Raw genomic sequence first — 17,105 nt, 5'->3', positions numbered from 1 at the left:
TTATGCGCATATTACTCATTGGGTACGGCAAAATGGGCCAGACTATTGAGCGTTTGGCCGTAGCCAAAGGCCATGAAATAGTGGGAACCCTTACCATCCATGACGCTGACAAACTTGCTGACTTTACTTCTGACCAGGTAGATGTAGCCATTGAATTCACCAGCCCAGCAGCCGCTGTGGGGAACATTCTCACCTGCTTTGAGAAAAAGATTCCGGTGGTGGTAGGTACCACTGGTTGGTTAGAGCAACTGCCATTAGTGAAAGAAAAATGCCAGGAGCAGCAAGGCACGCTTTTCTATGCCTCTAACTTTAGCGTAGGCGTTAACCTTTTCTTCCACTTCAATGAATATGTGGCGCAAAAGATGCAGCAATACGCCGAGTATGAGGTGCAGGTAAAGGAAATCCATCACGTTCATAAACTGGACAAGCCCAGCGGTACCGCCCTCTCCATTGCCGACGGCATTCTGAAACATTTTCCGCAGAAACAAGGCTGGGTGAATGACGTTTCTCCGCAACAAGACCTGTTAGGCGTGGTTTCTGAGCGCGAAGGTGAAGTTGTGGGAACACATATTGTGCAATACACCTCAGAAAACGATACCTTTGAGTTACACCACATCGCGCACAGCCGTGAAGGGTTCGCCTCAGGCGCTCTTTTGGCCGCTGAGTGGTTACCCGGTCGGCAAGGTATTTACGGCATGACCGATCTGCTACAACTCTAAATTTGACTGCATGAGTATCCGTTTTTGGAAGAAGGAAACCAAGCCTAGACAGAAGAAAGGCTTTTTCAGGGAATGGGGAGACGCCATCCTTTTTGCCGTAGTGGCCGCCACCCTCATAAGGTGGGCTACGTTTGAGGCCTATACCATTCCTACTCCTTCCATGGAGAAGTCTTTGCTGGTAGGAGATTACCTTTTCGTAAGTAAACTGCATTACGGTCCCCGCACGCCTATTACGCCGCTGCAGGTTCCGTTAACCCACCAGACCATTTGGGGCACCAACATCCCTTCCTATTCCAAAGCAATTCAGCTGCAGTCGCACCGGTTACCGGGCTTCACCTCTGTGAAGAACAATGATGTGGTGGTGTTTAACTGGCCCGCCGACATCAACCATCCTACCGACTTGAAGATGAATTACATCAAACGCTGCATTGGCATTGCGGGCGATAAAATTCAGATGCGGGACATGCAGGTGTACATCAATGACAAGTTGGTACCGGAACCGGAAAAAGTGCAGTACGCTTACGGTTTGCTGACTACCACGCCTATCAATCAGAAGTTTTTCAAGGAGCACAACATCACAGATGTGCAGGAAGCTTTTGGTGGAGTTGGTTACGTCATCAACACCACGCCAGAAACGGCGGCGAAACTGAAAGGCTTTGACTTTATCAAGGAGGTGGTCTTGTACAAAGACAGCATCGGTTCGGTTAGAGCCGAAGTTTTCCCTTTCAAACCGTCTATGTACCCGTACAACAAAGACAACTTTGGTCCTTTCATCATCCCCAAGGAAGGCATGACGGTGGACATTAACCCGCAAACCATTCCTTTCTATGAAATGGCGATCAGAAAGTACGAAGGATATGCTCCCGAAGAGGTAAGTATCTCTGATGATAAAATTCTGATCAAAGGCCAGGAAATAAAGCAATACACCTTCAAGCAGGACTACTACTGGATGATGGGCGATAACCGCCACAATTCTGAAGATTCGCGCTACTGGGGTTTTGTACCTGAAGACCACATTGTAGGAAAAGCCGTCCTCATCTGGATGTCCGCTGACCCTAATGAGACCCTGTTCAACAAAATACGGTGGAGCAGAATCTTCAAAGGAATAGAATAAACGTGATGTGGTTTATAGCTTGATTCCAGCAAATAAGCTATAAACCGATTCAGTACTAAAAGAGAAATGCCAGCTAATGTTTTAGCTGGCATTTCTCTTTTAGAGACTTTTTGGAAGGCAAAATTACAACTATATTGGCCTCTTCTCACCTCGCCTTTTCTTATGCGCTACCTGTTTCTTCTTCTTTCTGTTATTCTGTCCATGAACTCAGTTATAGGCCAAGTTACTGCGCCAACCTCTTGGATCAGAGTCAACCAGTTAGGTTATTTACCTACCAGTTCCAAAGTTGCAGTGCTGGGTTCTAAAACAGACAACAAGGTAACCACCTTCAGCCTGTATGAGGCAAAAACTGGTAAGCAAGTATTCAAAAGCAAAAAAGTAAAAGCCTATGGTGCGTACACCGCATTCTCATCTACTTACCGTTTAGATTTCACCAGCTTCACCAAACCAGGCACCTACTATCTAAAAGTCAATGAGACTACATCCCCTACTTTCATAGTTGGACCCGCTGTGTATGATCACACCGCTGATTTTGTGTTGCGGTATATGCGCCAGCAACGTTGTGGCTTCAACCCTTTCCTGAAGGATTCCTGCCATACCAAAGATGGTTTTGTTGTTTTTCACCCAGACCCGAAGGTGGATTCCACGTTCATAGATGCTACCGGCGGCTGGCATGATGCCTCAGATTACCTGCAATACGTGACCACTTCGGCTAATGCCACGTTCCAGTTGCTTTTTGCCTACCAGCAGAACCCTACCGCCTTCAAAGACGAGTTTCAGGCCAATGGTTTATCCGGCAGTAACCATGTTCCAGACATTCTGGACGAAGCAAAATGGGGCTTGGACTGGCTCCTGAAAATGAACCCACAGGCTGACCTCATGTTCAACCAGATTGCCGATGACCGGGACCACGCAGGTTACCGTTTACCTAACCATGATAAAGTAAACTACGGCAAAGGCCCTGGTCTGGGAAGACCTGTTTACGTGGTGAGTGATAAACCGCAGGGCTCTTTCAAGTTCAAGAACCTTTCTACCGGGGTAGCCTCTACGGCGGGCAAGTTTGCCTCCGCTTTTGGATTGGGGGCACAGGTGCTGGCCCAGTACTTCCCAGCGTACGCGAAACAATTGGAAAGCAAGGCACAGGAAGCGTACGCTTTTGGCCTAGCCCGTCCGGGAGTAAGCCAGACGGCACCAGGCAATGCCCCCTACTTCTATGAAGAAGACAACTGGGTAGATGACATGGAACTGGCAGCCGTGCAATTACACCAACTCACCGGCAAAGAAGAGTACTTACACAAAGCCGCAGAATTTGGCAGAAAAGAACCCATCACTCCCTGGCTGGGCAAAGACACGGCCCGCCATTACCAATGGTATCCGTTCATTAACGTGGGACATTACTATTTAGGAGCCTCTAACAATGCGCAAATCCGCCAAGAATTCATTCAAAACTTGAAAACGGGCTTAGAAGCAGTACAGGAGCGCGGCAAGGAAAATGCTTTTCTGATGGGGGTGCCTTTTATCTGGTGCTCCAACAACCTAGTCACCGGGCTTGCCACTCAGGCCATGTTATACCGTCAATTGACCGGCGACACCCGCTTTGCCCAAATGGAAGCCGCCCTGCGAGATTGGCTGTTCGGGATGAACCCGTGGGGCACCAGCATGATCATTGGCTTGCCCGAAAAGGGAGAATTTCCAGATGACCCGCACTCCTCTTTGGCTCACCTGAACGGGTATCAGTTAGCTGGTGGCTTGGTAGACGGCCCCGTGTACAACAGCATCTTCTCCAACCTGAAAGGTCTACGCCTGCTAGGTGCAGACGAGTTTGCTCCTTTCCAGTCTTCTTTGGTGGTGTACCATGATGACCACGGGGATTATTCTACCAATGAACCTACCATGGACGGCACCGCCAGCCTCAGTTACCTACTTTCCAAGTTGCAAATGGAAGGAAGAGCAAAAATCAAGAAGAAGTAAAACACCATTATCTGAAGCTTACCATGAACCTGGTTTCAGGCTGGTTTTTAGAAAATCAGCCTGAAACCAGGTTTTGCCTTACCAGTCAATTTTCGGTAACCCGTGCTCCCGCAGGTAAGCATTGGCCTTACTGAAATGGCGCGTCCCAAAGAAACCTTTATCAGCAGCGAAGGGTGATGGATGCGCGGCTTTCAAGACCAAGTGCTTCTTCTCGTCAATGATCTGCCCCTTCTTCTGGGCATAGGCCCCCCACAGCAGGAAGACCACATGCTCCTTCTCGTCAGACACTTTCTTGATGACGGCATCGGTGAACTCTTCCCAGCCTTTTTTCTGGTGAGAGCCTGCCTGGTGCGCCCGTACGGTAAGCGTCGCATTTAGCAGCAATACCCCCTGCTCTGCCCAACGCTCCAGATTTCCAGATTTAGGAATGGGTTTTCCTAAATCTGCCTCTATTTCTTTAAATATGTTAAGTAATGAAGGTGGGGTTCGCTTGCCTTCGGCTACCGAGAAAGCCAATCCGTTGGCTTGGCCTTGCCCATGGTAGGGATCCTGCCCCAGAATCACCACGCGCACTTTGTCAAACGGACATTCATCAAAGGCGTGGAAAATCTGTTTGCCCGGCGGATAAACTTCCGTAGAGGAGTATTCAGCCTTCACAAACTGGATGAGATTCTGGAAATAAGGTTTCTCAAACTCATCTTGTAACACCTGTTGCCAGCTACTTTCAATTTTTACCTGCATAGAAGAGGTACCAGTTAATGGTTTTTAGCGTATTTTTACTTTAGAATCCGGCTGGCAAACTAAACTGCCAGAAAGCCTGTTCCCAATATACCAAATTAAGGCACGCATGGATACGAAAACAACCCAAGGAGTCACTGTCAACGTCACGACAAATTACCTCCCTGACTATTCCAGTCCGGCTCAGCAGCACTTTGTCTTCGCTTACAAGATTACTATCCAGAATAACAGCGAATTTACGGTAAAGTTATTACGCCGCCACTGGCACATCTATGACTCTAACAATGAAGTGCGGGAGGTAGAGGGCGAAGGCGTGGTAGGTCAGCAACCGGTACTGGAGCCCGGCGAAAGTCACCAGTACGTGTCTGGCTGCAACCTGAAAACCAGCATTGGCAAGATGGCCGGTACGTACCTGATGGAACGCATGGTAGACGGCCGGCAGTTTCACGTGACCATTCCCGAATTTACCCTCATTATCCCGTATAAACTCAACTAATCCCGCTTTTGGTGCAGCACGCCGCCATGATCTACAGGTACGCCTCCTTTTGGTGGCGTTCAGGGAATGCGCATGGACTGCACTCCCCTTTCGTTTTCAATCTTTATTGCCACATCATCCACCACAAGGGCTATTTTCCAGCCTATGACACGGTAGAAGCGCTTCGGGAAGAACTGTTGCAGGACCAGACAGTGCTGGACGTAACGGACTTTGGGGCTGGCTCCCACGCAGGCGCCACCCGTCAACGGAAAATAGCCGACATTGCTCGTACTGCCGCCAAACCAGCTCGGTTAGGCCAATTGCTGTTCCGGTTGGCCAATCATTTTAAGCCCGCCACTATTCTGGAATTGGGCACTTCACTGGGGCTTACCACCGGTTACCTGGGCTTGGCCCGTAAAACCGCTGCGTTGTACACCTTTGAAGGCTGTCCGGCCATCGCGACGCAAGCCCGTCAAAACTTCCAGAAGTTGGGGCTGAAGAACGTACATCTGGTGGAAGGTAACCTGGACCAGACGCTTGCGCTAACGCTGAACCAACTGGAGAAAGTAGATTTTGTGTTCTTTGACGGAAACCACCGTTATGAACCCACCCTCCGGTACTTTGAGCAATGCCTCACTAAAGCCCACGAAGGCAGTGTTTTCATCCTAGACGACATCTACTGGTCAAGTGAAATGGTACAGGCCTGGCAAAAAATAAAGCAGCACCCGCAAGTGATGCTCACTATTGATTTGTTTTACATGGGTTTAGTCTTTTTCAGAAATAACCAACCCAAGCAACATTTCACGTTAAGGTTTTAGCTTAACTTAAAAATAGTGAATCCCTTTTAAGGCTGCTTTCATGAAAACAGCCCTAAAAGGGATTCTCTATTTTCTAACGAATGGCTTCTCTGATTCTGAGTAGCTTTACCATCAAAGCTTCCAATTGCGCCAGCGGCAACATATTGGCTCCGTCAGATTTGGCGGTTAGTGGCGTTGGATGCGTTTCTATGAACAATCCGTCTGCTCCTACTGCAATGGCCGCCTTCGCGATGGTCTCAATCAAGGCCGGTTTTCCGCCGGTTACTCCGGAGGATTGATTCGGCTGTTGCAAGGAGTGCGTTACGTCCATCACCACCGGCACTTGGTTTTCGCGCATGGCAGGAATATTCCGGAAATCCACCACCAAGTCTGAATACCCGAAGGAGTTTCCCCTGTCCGTGAGAATGACGTTGTTGTTGCCAGATTCCCGCACTTTCTCCACGGCATACTTCATGGACTCGCCGGAGAGGAACTGCCCTTTCTTGATGTTCACCACTTTTCCGGTCTCAGCGGCGGCAATCAGCAAATCGGTTTGGCGGCACAGAAAAGCCGGAATCTGGAGCACGTCTACGTACTCGGCGGCCATGGCGGCTTCGTGCGACTCATGGATATCGGTGACGGTGGGTACCCCAAAGGTTTCGCTCACTTTTGCCAGAATCCGCAGGGCTTTCTCATCGCCAATACCAGTGAAAGAGTCTTTTCTGGATCGGTTGGCTTTGCGGTAAGATCCTTTAAAAATCAAAGGAATCTGTAAACGGTCAGAAATCTGAACCAGTTCTTCGGCTATGTTCAGGGCCATGTCTTCGCCTTCAATGGCACAAGGACCAGCCATCAGGAAGAAATTACCCGAAGCGGTATGCTGTAATTTAGGGATGCTGATATTCATCTGTTAATCTAGTTATGTGCTTCGGCTGTTAGCCGATGATTTTTTTATACTTCGCCTTGTGACAAGCTTAATTTTAGAGGTGTTTTCTTCAAAACATACCTGAAACGAACTGCTGGTTCTTTTATCATGCCATGAGGAAGAGTCTACGAACAAGGCAGCCGCTCAAAAGTACAGAATTCTACGCGATAAACTGCGGCCGGTCTCGGCGTTCCAACACCAGGAACAGCTCTCTTCCCTGCCTCGGCTTCACCGAATTATGGCAAGGGGCAAAATGCCGAAACTGGAAGTACGGCCCAAAATACGCCTGGTATTCCATAGCTGATCCGCCAAACGGCGGACCTGCGGCCGCAAATTCCTCAGAAAACAAGACGCCCACCAACTTGCCACCGGGCTTTAAGATGTCAAATACCTGCCGGGCATACGTGGCACGTAGGTTCCTGGGCAGAGCGCAAAAGAAAGTCTGCTCCAATACCAGATCATATTGGTTGGGCGTTACATCAAAGAAATCTTGGTGCAGGAGATGATCTTGGGGGAAAGTGGGCACCCGCTCCTGAAAGTTTCGCAACGGGGTAGCCGCAATGTCCAGCAAGTAGACGTTGGGAAAATTGTTTTGGTGCAGGTATTCCGCCTCGTACCCGTTTCCGCCGCCGGGTATCAGAATCTGGAGGGAATGATCTTCCAGTTGATCAATATAGGATTTTAGAGGCGGGGTAACTTCCCCCACATCCCATTGGGTCTGGTTCTGGGAGTACCGTTGTTCCCAATATTCCTGATCTAACTCGTCTTTTTCACGCATGGGCTGAAGTAAGTATTTTACCCCGGTATTTGCAAAGGATAGAGAGAAACGTATTTTTGTAAGAATAGGCCTCGCCTTAAAAACCTAAACACCCCGTAATTCGCTATGTCCACTGAAACACCCGAGAAGGATAGTAACCGCAAGCTGTTAGTAGTAGGCCTTATTATTGTGCTGCTTAGCATTAACGGTATCCTTATTTACATGCAGCAACAGAAAACGCAGCAGAATGAGGAGCAGCAGGAAATCATTAAGGTGAAGAGTACTGAGTTGGAAAACCAGATAAAGGTTTTTGAAGACTTGCGGTCTGACTATGAGCGGCAGAGCGCCGAGTTAAGCGCCGCCGGGCTTTCCAACGACTCCCTGGAAACCAGAATTGCCGCTATCAATGCCGATCTGGCTCAGTTACGCGCTTTCCGGAACAACTCCTTCACCCTAGCCGATCAGAAGCGTTTCCAACAAAGGGCCCAGAGCTTAGAATTGGCGCTTCAGAAGAAAGACGAAGAAGCGGCCAAGCTGCAAAATGACAATGAAGAACTGTTCACCGAGGTGAAAACCCTGAAAACCACGCAGAACAAGTTAGCCGACTCCATTACCATGCTCTCCAGCAACAACAAGGAACTGGAAGAGAAAATAAACCTGGCCTCTAAGCTGGAAGCGCAAAACATCACGGTTTCCATCATCAATGACAACGGGAAAGAGAAAGAAGACACCGAGGAGGAATACAAAGCCAAGCGCGTAGACCGCATCAAACTGAGTTTCAGATTGGGTAAAAACGAGGTTGCTCCCAAAGAAAACAAAGAGATTCTGATGCGCCTGATTGAGCCCGACGGTTCTGCCCTGTACAACCTGGCTACCGGTTCCGGCACCTTTGAGTTTGAAGGCAAAGAACAGTTCTACACTGCCAAACGCGACATTGTGTTTGACAACTCCCAGCAACTGGTGTCCTTCATCTACTCCAAAGGCACGCCTTACAAAACGGGTAAGCACCTCATTGAAATCTACTCAGACGGTTTCCTGATTGGCACCACCTCCTTCACCTTGAAATAACCGTTTTACCCCTTATTCCCAAAAAAGAGCCCCGAAACGTTGTTACGTTTCGGGGCTCTTTTTTGGGTTTGAGCGAATGAGCTTTCCAACTTATTCACCTTGTACATTTATAAATAGAGCACTCGTTCGCGTCCCGCGAGTGTGAGCTACCTTCGGCCTCTGGCCGTTTCTTTGCTCGTTTTGAATAAACTTACACAAAGCGGCGGGACGCCGCAGGTAACTCACACTCGCGGGACGCGAACGAGTGAATCATTATTGGGTGAGTTGTTTGATGAAGAATACAGGAAACTGCGGGTTCTTACTTATGCAAAACTGTTTCCAATCTTGTTTTCCAAAAGTAAGCCTCTAACAACTTTACAGTTTCCCTTCATTCTCTCATTCATTCAATCTCTCAATCATTCATTAATCCACCATCACGCGTCTATCCTGAATCACTTTGAAGTTCTCAATCATTTTGATCGCCTCCGGAATGTCTTCAGAGAAAATAGTGATGAAAGAATTTCGCTCGGCGTGTTCCAAGGCATAGGCAATGGCGACCATCTCTTGGCTAATCACTTTGAACGGCTTATGAGGATCTACCTGCAGAATACCGTTAATTACGTTCCGGTTAATTTCTTCGGCGGTGCGGCCTCGCAGGTCCCGGTCTGAACGGATGATTACTTCATCAAACATCTGCGCCGCCATTTTGCCTAATTCCACCATGTCTTCGTCCCGGCGGTCTCCTACCCCAGCTACTATTCCTACTTTCTTGCGGGCATCAACGTTCTGCAGGAAATCGGCTATTCCTTTCATGCCCGCTGGGTTATGGGCATAATCTACCAGCACCTCAAAGGTAGGAAACTTGAACAGGTTCATTCTACCCGGGGTCTTGGCAGCAGATGGTAAAAACGTACGTAGCGCAGTCTTAATTTCAGAAATCTCAAAACGGGAGATGTAGCCTGCCAGTGTGGCCGCCAGTACGTTTTCAATATTGAACTTGGCCCGCCCGCCAAAAGTAAGTGGAATATCTGCTACGCGGTCTACCCGTATTTTATAGGTGTTTTTGAAAATAGAGATGAATCCGTTCTCAAATACCGCGGCTAATCCGCCCTCGGCTACATGTTTGAGAATACGCGGGTTGTTTTCATCCATGCTGAAGAAAGCCACTTTCGCTTCCACTTCCTTGGCCATGTTGTAGACATTGTCGTCATCGGCGTTCAGGATGGCGTATCCGTTCTTGCTTACGCTTTTAGGTACCACGGCCTTCACGCGGGCCATGTCTTCCAGCGTGTAGATATCGCGCAGGCCCATGTGGTCTTCGGCTACGTTGGTCACAATGCCAATATCGCACTGCTGGAAACCCAACCCTGACCGCAGCATTCCGCCCCGGGCGCACTCCAAGACCGCAAAATTGACGGTAGGGTCACGTAACACAAACTCGGCGCTTTTGGAACCGGTGGTATCGCCTTTTTCCAGCAGCGTGTCCTGGATGTAGATGCCGTCTGTAGTGGTGAACCCCACCTGATAACCCACTGATTTTACCATGTGCGCGATGAGCCGGGTGGTAGTGGTTTTCCCGTTGGTACCGGTTATGGCGATGATGGGTATGCGGGACGGACAATTGTCTGGGAAGAGCATTTCAATCACCGGATCGGCTACGTTACGGGGCAAGCCTTCAGTAGGTGCCACGTGCATCCTGAACCCCGGTGCCGCGTTCACCTCTATCACGGCCCCTCGGGCTTCTGGCAAAGGAATAGCGATGTCTGATGTGACTACGTCGATACCGCAGATATCCAAGCCAATGGTTCCGGCAATTCGCTCCGCCATCAAGACATTGTAAGGATCAATCAGGTCGGTGACGTCCGTAGCGGTACCACCGGTAGAGAGGTTGGCGGTACTTTTCAGGAACAGTTCTTCCCCGTCTGCAATGACCGTGTCCAGGGTGTATCCTTTGCTGTACAGAATGCCGTTGGTGTCTTTGTCTACGGTAATTTTGGTGAGTTCTTTCTCGTGTCCTACGCCTCTGCGCGGATCGGTGTTTACTTTGTCTATAAGTTGCTGAATGGTGGAAACACCGTCGCCCACCACCATGGCTGGGGTACGCTTGGCGGCGGCCACAAACTTCTTGTTCACCACCAGTAAACGGAAGTCATACCCCTGAATAAACTGCTCTACAATGACCGCTTTCTCGGCTTTGGAGTATTTGAGGGCTGTTTCAAAACCAGCCACGGCTTCTTCCCAATTTTTGATGTTGATTCCCGCCCCTTTGCCGTGATTCCCGTCCAATGGTTTTGTGACAATAGGATAACCCAGGTAGTGAATAGCTTCTTTTAATTCGTCCAGGGTGTACACTATCTCCCCTTCGGGTACGGGCACGCCTGCTTCGCGCAGCACATCTTTGGTGGCACTTTTATCTCCTGCTAATTCTACAGCAAAAGCCGCTGTACGGCACGTCATGGTTGCCTGAATGCGCTTCTGGTGAACGCCGTAGCCTAATTGAATGAGGGAGCTTTTATTTAAGCGAATGTAAGGAATGCCTCTGGCCACCGCCTCTGACACAATAGAGTAGGTACTAGGGCCAATGTGTTCATCTTCCCGAATTTCGTGTAATTCGCCCACGTCTGGGGCAATGTCATAAGTTTCATTTTTCACCAGCGCCGTGACCACACGTATGGCCGCATGCGCCGCGTATTCGCCGGCTTTCTCTTCTTGGTAGGAAAACACGACATATTCGAAACCGGGCTGGGGAGCAGGATACGTTCGGCCAAAGCCAGACTCCATTCCGCCTAGGGTTTGCAGTTCCAGGGCTACGTGCTCCACCACATTGCTGAGGGGAACCCCTTCTTCCTGCACTCTTCTTAGATAGCCCCCTTCCTGCCCCTCGGTGCTACGGTGGGATACCATTCCGGGGAACATGGTCTCCAGTTTTTGGGCGAAACCCGGAAGATCTGAGGTAAGCACCCCGGCAAAATCTTCCATGTCCAGTTTCAGTACTACAATTTTCGGGTGTTTCACAGACCAATAGTTTGGTCCGCGCATGATGCGCAATTCTGCGATTTTCATAGATTGGTTAATCTAGTAAGCAAGCGGGTATGAACTTTGTTAAAAAACTTCCAGCGTGTACGTATCTCCTTTACCAAGAAGATGCACCTTGAGATCTCTCATAGTGACCGGAACTCCTTCCTCCACTTCATATATATTGGTTTTGGTGCTGCCCCGCCCGTCTACTAAAACCACGAGGCCGCTTCCTATCACTTCAAAATTCCTTCCTTCCTTTACCACTATTCCGGTGTCTTCCTCCAATCCAACCCCAATAAAAGTTGGGTTGGTTGCCAACATCTGCACCATGCGTACCATACGGCCCCGTTTTATAAAATGGGTGTCAATGGCAACATCATCCAAAAGCTCCAGCCCGGCAGTAATACTCACAGACCCTTTAATGAAACCAGCCCCACTCATGCCCTGGTAGATCATTTGGGTAGACATGGCCGCCGCTCCGGCGCTGGTACCACCTATCACCAAGGGTTCATTGTAATAACGAGCTTTCAGCAGACGCATGAACTCTGTGCCACCCAGAATAGCGGTGAGTTTCAGTTGATCTCCGCCCGTGAACATAATGCCAGCGGCTTTCTTCAGCAACTCCAGGTACTCTTCTTTACCAGCATCTTCCCTTGTTCTGATATCCACTACCTGCACATTCTTTACATCCAGTTCATGGAAGACCTTGATGTAAGATGCTCCCATTTCCTCTGGAATAGAAGACGCGGTGGGAATAACCAGAACCAAAGGGTTAGCGCCTTTCAACTCCTGGATAAACCTCCCCAGAATCTCATTTTTCTCAAAGTTTATGTTTTCAGCGTTGGTAGAGCCGTCTTCGGGGTCATCTCCTTTGTTTTCTTTCCCTCCTATGGCAATTAAAGTCCCTTTAGGAGTTTTTCCCTGAATGGACTCTCTGTAGCTAGCACTTTTTGTCTCTTCTTTTTCTGTGTGTTTTTTGCTCATTTTCCTGCAATTACTCAAAATCTACTGTTGATAGAAGCGCTTATTTCTCTTGTCGTTTATTCTATAAAGTGAGAAATCAGGCAGTTGTTTCTGCTTCTATGTACCTATGAGATTTTGGGGCATACGCATATTTAAGCCAAAAGATTAGAAAATAGAAATATATGGGATTTACCGATTATTACTTGCGGAAACTACTTACTCACAAGCTTTTCTTCGGTGCCTAATATACATAATACTACATTTTATACGTATAAATTTATAAAAAGTGTAAATACCGACTTCCTAAAAGCTAATAATTTAACAATCTCTTATTAAGGCGACGAGTATGGGAGGAATGAGCTATCTCAAGCTTCAGCAATAACACATTATGCTAAGAAAGAGAAACTGGAATTTGATTTTAGTAAAAGATCTATTTAGATCATTTTCAATAGATTATTAATTAGATAAGTTTATAAGTGTTTATCGCTCAATTAAATAAAATAGGAGTACTTGTAAATTAAGGCAACTGGAGAAATAGAAGGCTTGCTCAGGTTGCTTTTACTAAGGCTAATTACTTAAAAGGAAAAGGAGATCTTGGTTGGCTAGAAGACCGAAGTGAATTAGGAAGGAGATGATGAAAAGAGGCTAAAAAAAAGAAAGCCTGCTTAAAATAAGCAGGCTTTCTTTTGGAAGAGGTAACGAGCGGATTCGAACCGCTGTACGAGCTTTTGCAGAGCTCTGCCTAGCCACTCGGCCACGTTACCGTGATTGGGAGTGCAAATATAGACAGGATTTAATACGGTCACAACCCTGAAGCACTTTTTTTCCGGCTCAGGCATAAAAAAAGAGCCTCTTTGCAGAGGCTCTTTCTCACTATCAGGCAGTTACCTACCTAAAAAATTATTCAGCTGATTCAGTTGTTTCAGCGTCAGCAGCGTCAGAACCGGTAGATTTATCGGCACGGGCTTGGGCAGCCGCAGCTAATTTTCTCTCGCCAGCTTCTTTCTCTGTTTCCATCATTTGATCTTTTAAGGCAGAAAGAGCGTCTAAGTCACCTAAAGTAGCGCGTACTTCTTCTTTCTTAGGAGCAGCAGGGGCAGCAGCTTTTGCTGTACCGGCGGCCGGAGCATCTTTCTTCTCAAATTTCTTACGCTTGGCGTCTTCTGGCTGCGCGGTGTGGCTAGCAGTGTGCGACAAGATGATCTTACGGTCATCTTTAGAGAACTCCGTTACTTTGAAGTCTACTTGCTCACCTACTTCTACAGAAGAACCGTCTTCTTTCGTCAAACCTTTAGGGAAAGCGAATCCTTCAATACCGTAAGGCAGTTCCAGCGTAGCACCACGGTCAGATTTCTCCAACACAGTAGCTTTGTGCGTAGAACCTACGTTGAACACGGTAGCGAACGTATCCCATGGGTTTTCTTCCAGTTGTTTGTGACCAAGGGCCAAACGACGGGCAGAAGCATCAAGTTCCAGAACCACTACGTCTAATTTGTCACCAACTTTCACGAACTCAGATGGGTGCTTGATTTTCTTAGTCCAAGACAAGTCAGATACGTGAACCAGACCATCAACTCCTTCTTCCAGTTCAATGAACAGACCAAAGTTTGTCAGGTTTCTAACCACACCAGTGTGCTTAGTTCCAACGGCATATTTGGTCAAGACATCTTCTTTGGTCCAAGGATCTTCAGTCAACTGCTTAATGCCAAGTGACATTTTGCGGTCGTTACGGTCCATAGTCAACACAACCGCCTCAATTTCGTCACCTTGTTTGATGAAGTCTTGTGGGTTGCGCAGGTGCTGAGACCATGACATTTCTGATACGTGGATCAAGCCTTCTACGCCTGGCATCAGTTCTAAGAACGCACCGTAATCTGCTACGTTCACGATTCTGCCACGTACGCGTGAGCCAACTTCTACTTCGGCAGGAAGAGCATCCCAAGGGTGAGCCGTCAATTGCTTCATACCCAAAGAAATACGTTTCTTGTCGTCGTCGAAATCCAACACTACCACGTTTACTTTCTGGTCTAGCTCCAACACCTCTTGAGGGTGGTTGATGCGGCCCCATGAAATATCTGTGATGTGCAACAGACCATCTACACCACCCAAGTCGATGAACACACCGAAGTTGGTCATGTTTTTGATCACACCTTCCAGAACCTGACCTTTTTCCAGGTTGTTCAGGATAGCGGCGCGCTGCTGCTCCAGATCTTTCTCGATCAGGACTTTGTGCGATACTACTACGTTATCAAAAGCGGCGTTGATTTTCACCACTTTCACTTCCATCTTACGACCAACATAAATGTCGAAGTCGCGGATTGGTTTCACGTCAATTTGAGAACCTGGTAAGAAGGCTTCTACGCCATACAGATCGGTGATCAGACCACCTTTGGTTCTGCGTTTCACTACACCTTCCAGTACAGTGTCGTTCTCCAAAGCGCCGTAGATCATTTCCCACGCTTTCACGATTTTAGCTTTCTTGCGAGACAGGATCAACTGACCGTTCGGGTCTTCCTGGTCTTCAATGAAAACTTCTACCTCATCACCAATTTTCAGGTCCGGCATGTCACGGAATTCTGAAACTGGAACCAGACCATCAGATTTAAAGCCGATGTTCAGGATTACGTCGCGCTCAGTGATACCAACAACGGTACCTTTGATCACTTCCTCTTCCTGAACGGTGTTCAGGGTGTCGGCATACATTTGCTCCATTTCGGCTCTCTCTGCAGCAGAGTAAGAACCGCCGAAACCCTGAGACTCAAACTTGCCCCAGTCAAAATCTTCTAAATTTGCCATAATGCAATTCTGGTTCACAAAATATAACGACTAGGCACAGAACCACTTACCTCCCCGTAGCTTCTTTTACATACCCGTTTTCCAACACAGAAACCGGGGCATTCACCTTGAACGCGGCGCGAAGGTACAAAATTTTACGAAATAAAAAGGGATTTTACTTCTAAAAACAGCCTAACACCCCTGAGACACAACCACTTTGCTTTCATTCTCCCCTTCTTTCGGTTTCCAAGCCATTTTCCTGAAAACCGGCCCAGAACAGGTACTGGAATTTGGCTGATAGGCAGGTTTCAGACTTGCTTATTAGAACTTCAAAGATTGTACGTTGATTGTTGTTTTAGACGCCTTTTGACGAAACCAGCCATAAAACAAGCTTTCTATTACTCTTTGGCGCGGAAGTTACTTCCGTGCCTTATGGAATAACCCTAAAGAAAGTCACGGAAGTAACTTCCGCGCCATATAGGGGCCATAGAAGGACCATTGAAGGATTAGAAACTTCACGGCCTGGTTGCTCCTCAAGCTTATAGCAATACACCAAGCACCAAAAAGCGTTTAGGGGCTGTTTTGACCAAAACAGCCCCTAAACGCCTACTGGTTTGAAGTGAGACGTACTTACTTGTTGTTTTTCAGCGTGTGAAGCACCTCCTGCTCTCTCTCTGGGATGAAGGTAATCAGAATCACGCCTTCTTTTCCATGTTTCAAAAACCTCTTTTCGGCTTCAGCCCCTCTCAGCACAGAAATGGATTTGATCCATCCCGGATTGAAGTTGGAAAGTGCTTCCTTGCTTACCGTTACTTCTTCTTCCTGGGTTTTAACTACATACAAAGGCTCAGGCAAGGATATGCCCCGCTGACCGTCTAACTGAATAGAAACCGGCTCTGGCAATGTGTTTTTAAGGTCTTTTAAGGTTTGTAGAAAAGCCTGTTCCTGCGCGGGTTTCAATGTAACAAGTACCACTCCGTTCTTTCCTTTCTGCCCAAACTCCTCCAGGGCCGCTTTATCTTTCAGTACGGAGAGAGATTCAATCCATTCTGGGTTCAGGGTTTGCAGGGCGGCATTACTGAAAGGAATAGTAGCAGAATCTGTTTTCAGGACGAGCAGAGGATCTGAGGAAGCACGTACCTGCACGCCATAAGTCTTCTCGCCTAACGCTTTGCGCTTAGGAAGTAAATCCTGGGCATTGGAACGCAACGGCAGCAGCGCTACCACGGCAAGACATATCAAAAATGGTTTTTTCATCATCATAAAAGTAAACGGTTAAGCCCGCGCCCGTTCCCGCAGGAAAGGAATCCAGGCATGGTCAGTTTCCTGAATGCTGTCGCGCAGGAAGGACACCAGGGAAGGCTTGAAGGGTTTGGAGAACAGTTTCATGGAAACCTCTTCGGGGGTGCGGTCGCCTTTCTTGGAGTTGCAACGCGAGCAAGCGGTAATGAGGTTGTACCACGTGCTTTCGCCGCCTCTGGAACGGGGCAGCAGATGATCCAAGGTGAGGTTTCTGGTGGAGCCGCAGTACTGGCACTTGTTGCGGTCACGGCGCATGATGTTCTGCCGGGTAAGGGAAATACCCTTGTACGGCACCCGCACGTACCGGTGCAGCCGGATCACGAGGGGCTTGGGGTACGCCTGCCGTACCGTGCGCAACACGTTTATCTGGTCTTCCGCAATGAGTTCTGCTTTCTGGAGATAAATCAAGACGAATGCCTTGTGCAAGCTGCACGTGGCAATAGCGGAGTAATCTTGATTAAGTAAAAGTACCTTATCATTCATACGAATACCTGCTCAGTAGAT

14 protein-coding genes and 1 tRNA gene are annotated in these 17,105 nt (G+C 48.1%); 6 read left to right on the top strand and 9 right to left on the bottom strand.

The window, feature by feature from the left end; all coding sequences use genetic code 11:
• Positions 1-2 precede the first annotated feature (2 nt).
• From dapB to ACY0JR_RS07510, 3 genes are all read left to right on the top strand, one after another.
• The gene (gene dapB / locus ACY0JR_RS07520) at positions 3-719 is read left to right on the top strand and encodes a 4-hydroxy-tetrahydrodipicolinate reductase (protein ID WP_462633329.1); all 717 of its coding nucleotides are present in this window, start codon (positions 3-5) and stop codon (positions 717-719) included.
• 10 nt (positions 720-729) lie between these two features.
• Positions 730-1,833 carry a signal peptidase I gene (gene lepB, locus ACY0JR_RS07515; RefSeq protein ID WP_462633328.1) on the top strand — a complete coding sequence of 368 codons (1,104 nt, stop codon included), beginning with the start codon at positions 730-732 and terminating at the stop codon, positions 1,831-1,833.
• Between the two features lie 201 nt (positions 1,834-2,034).
• The gene (locus ACY0JR_RS07510; protein WP_462633327.1) at positions 2,035-3,804 is read left to right on the top strand and encodes a glycoside hydrolase family 9 protein; all 1,770 of its coding nucleotides are present in this window, start codon (positions 2,035-2,037) and stop codon (positions 3,802-3,804) included.
• A 78-nt stretch (positions 3,805-3,882) separates the two neighbouring features.
• Here ACY0JR_RS07510 and ung read toward each other — a convergent pair whose 3' ends face one another.
• On the bottom strand, positions 3,883-4,545 hold the full coding sequence (gene ung / locus ACY0JR_RS07505) for a uracil-DNA glycosylase (RefSeq protein WP_462633326.1): 663 nt from the start codon (positions 4,543-4,545) through the stop codon (positions 3,883-3,885).
• A 106-nt stretch (positions 4,546-4,651) separates the two neighbouring features.
• On the opposite strand from ung, the gene apaG reads away from it, so the two are divergent.
• Together apaG and ACY0JR_RS07495 are read left to right on the top strand one after the other, a co-directional pair.
• On the top strand, positions 4,652-5,038 hold the full coding sequence (gene apaG / locus ACY0JR_RS07500; protein ID WP_462633325.1) for a Co2+/Mg2+ efflux protein ApaG: 387 nt from the start codon (positions 4,652-4,654) through the stop codon (positions 5,036-5,038).
• A gap of 26 nt (positions 5,039-5,064) precedes the next feature.
• Positions 5,065-5,835: an O-methyltransferase gene (locus ACY0JR_RS07495; RefSeq protein WP_462633324.1), complete on the top strand. Its 771-nt coding sequence runs from the start codon at positions 5,065-5,067 to the stop codon at positions 5,833-5,835.
• A 73-nt stretch (positions 5,836-5,908) separates the two neighbouring features.
• Here the strand turns inward: ACY0JR_RS07495 and kdsA are convergent, their stop codons facing one another.
• Together kdsA and ACY0JR_RS07485 are read right to left on the bottom strand one after the other, a co-directional pair.
• Positions 5,909-6,721 carry a 3-deoxy-8-phosphooctulonate synthase gene (gene kdsA / locus ACY0JR_RS07490; protein WP_462633323.1) on the bottom strand — a complete coding sequence of 271 codons (813 nt, stop codon included), beginning with the start codon at positions 6,719-6,721 and terminating at the stop codon, positions 5,909-5,911.
• Between the two features lie 178 nt (positions 6,722-6,899).
• On the bottom strand, positions 6,900-7,517 hold the full coding sequence (locus tag ACY0JR_RS07485) for a methyltransferase domain-containing protein (RefSeq protein ID WP_462633322.1): 618 nt from the start codon (positions 7,515-7,517) through the stop codon (positions 6,900-6,902).
• Between the two features lie 105 nt (positions 7,518-7,622).
• Between ACY0JR_RS07485 and ACY0JR_RS07480 the strand changes: the two genes are divergently transcribed.
• Positions 7,623-8,564 carry a hypothetical protein gene (locus ACY0JR_RS07480; RefSeq protein WP_462633321.1) on the top strand — a complete coding sequence of 314 codons (942 nt, stop codon included), beginning with the start codon at positions 7,623-7,625 and terminating at the stop codon, positions 8,562-8,564.
• Between the two features lie 402 nt (positions 8,565-8,966).
• Here ACY0JR_RS07480 and cphA read toward each other — a convergent pair whose 3' ends face one another.
• The 6 genes from cphA to ACY0JR_RS07450 all read right to left on the bottom strand — a co-directional run bounded on the left by cphA (position 8,967) and on the right by ACY0JR_RS07450 (position 17,084).
• Positions 8,967-11,606: a cyanophycin synthetase gene (cphA, locus tag ACY0JR_RS07475; protein WP_462633320.1), complete on the bottom strand. Its 2,640-nt coding sequence runs from the start codon at positions 11,604-11,606 to the stop codon at positions 8,967-8,969.
• Positions 11,607-11,645: 39 nt separating this feature from the next.
• Entirely contained in the window at positions 11,646-12,545 is a 900-nt protein-coding gene (locus ACY0JR_RS07470; protein ID WP_462633319.1) for a cyanophycinase, read from the bottom strand.
• Between the two features lie 672 nt (positions 12,546-13,217).
• A tRNA-Cys gene (locus ACY0JR_RS07465) sits at positions 13,218-13,288 on the bottom strand.
• Positions 13,289-13,424: 136 nt separating this feature from the next.
• Positions 13,425-15,320 carry a 30S ribosomal protein S1 gene (rpsA, locus tag ACY0JR_RS07460; protein WP_462633318.1) on the bottom strand — a complete coding sequence of 632 codons (1,896 nt, stop codon included), beginning with the start codon at positions 15,318-15,320 and terminating at the stop codon, positions 13,425-13,427.
• Positions 15,321-15,929: 609 nt separating this feature from the next.
• A complete protein-coding gene (locus tag ACY0JR_RS07455; protein WP_462633317.1) occupies positions 15,930-16,556 on the bottom strand; it encodes a hypothetical protein in 627 nt (208 codons plus the stop codon).
• A gap of 18 nt (positions 16,557-16,574) precedes the next feature.
• Positions 16,575-17,084, bottom strand: coding sequence for an HNH endonuclease (locus ACY0JR_RS07450; RefSeq protein WP_462633316.1), 510 nt, complete (start codon positions 17,082-17,084; stop codon positions 16,575-16,577).
• Between the last annotated feature and the right edge of the window lie 21 nt (positions 17,085-17,105).

The sequence above is a fragment of the Rufibacter sp. JT3400010 genome, from assembly GCF_054956755.1.
This window is presented reverse-complemented; position numbering and strand designations above follow the sequence as displayed.

Coding starts and splice junctions, on each gene's coding strand:
- dapB (WP_462633329.1), top strand. CDS start 3: ATGCGCATATTACTCATTGGGTACGGCAAAATGGGCCAGACTATTGAG.
- lepB (WP_462633328.1), top strand. CDS start 730: ATGAGTATCCGTTTTTGGAAGAAGGAAACCAAGCCTAGACAGAAGAAA.
- ACY0JR_RS07510 (WP_462633327.1), top strand. CDS start 2,035: ATGAACTCAGTTATAGGCCAAGTTACTGCGCCAACCTCTTGGATCAGA.
- ung (WP_462633326.1), bottom strand. CDS start 4,545: ATGCAGGTAAAAATTGAAAGTAGCTGGCAACAGGTGTTACAAGATGAG.
- apaG (WP_462633325.1), top strand. CDS start 4,652: ATGGATACGAAAACAACCCAAGGAGTCACTGTCAACGTCACGACAAAT.
- ACY0JR_RS07495 (WP_462633324.1), top strand. CDS start 5,065: ATGATCTACAGGTACGCCTCCTTTTGGTGGCGTTCAGGGAATGCGCAT.
- kdsA (WP_462633323.1), bottom strand. CDS start 6,721: ATGAATATCAGCATCCCTAAATTACAGCATACCGCTTCGGGTAATTTC.
- ACY0JR_RS07485 (WP_462633322.1), bottom strand. CDS start 7,517: ATGCGTGAAAAAGACGAGTTAGATCAGGAATATTGGGAACAACGGTAC.
- ACY0JR_RS07480 (WP_462633321.1), top strand. CDS start 7,623: ATGTCCACTGAAACACCCGAGAAGGATAGTAACCGCAAGCTGTTAGTA.
- cphA (WP_462633320.1), bottom strand. CDS start 11,606: ATGAAAATCGCAGAATTGCGCATCATGCGCGGACCAAACTATTGGTCT.
- ACY0JR_RS07470 (WP_462633319.1), bottom strand. CDS start 12,545: ATGAGCAAAAAACACACAGAAAAAGAAGAGACAAAAAGTGCTAGCTAC.
- rpsA (WP_462633318.1), bottom strand. CDS start 15,320: ATGGCAAATTTAGAAGATTTTGACTGGGGCAAGTTTGAGTCTCAGGGT.
- ACY0JR_RS07455 (WP_462633317.1), bottom strand. CDS start 16,556: ATGAAAAAACCATTTTTGATATGTCTTGCCGTGGTAGCGCTGCTGCCG.
- ACY0JR_RS07450 (WP_462633316.1), bottom strand. CDS start 17,084: ATGAATGATAAGGTACTTTTACTTAATCAAGATTACTCCGCTATTGCC.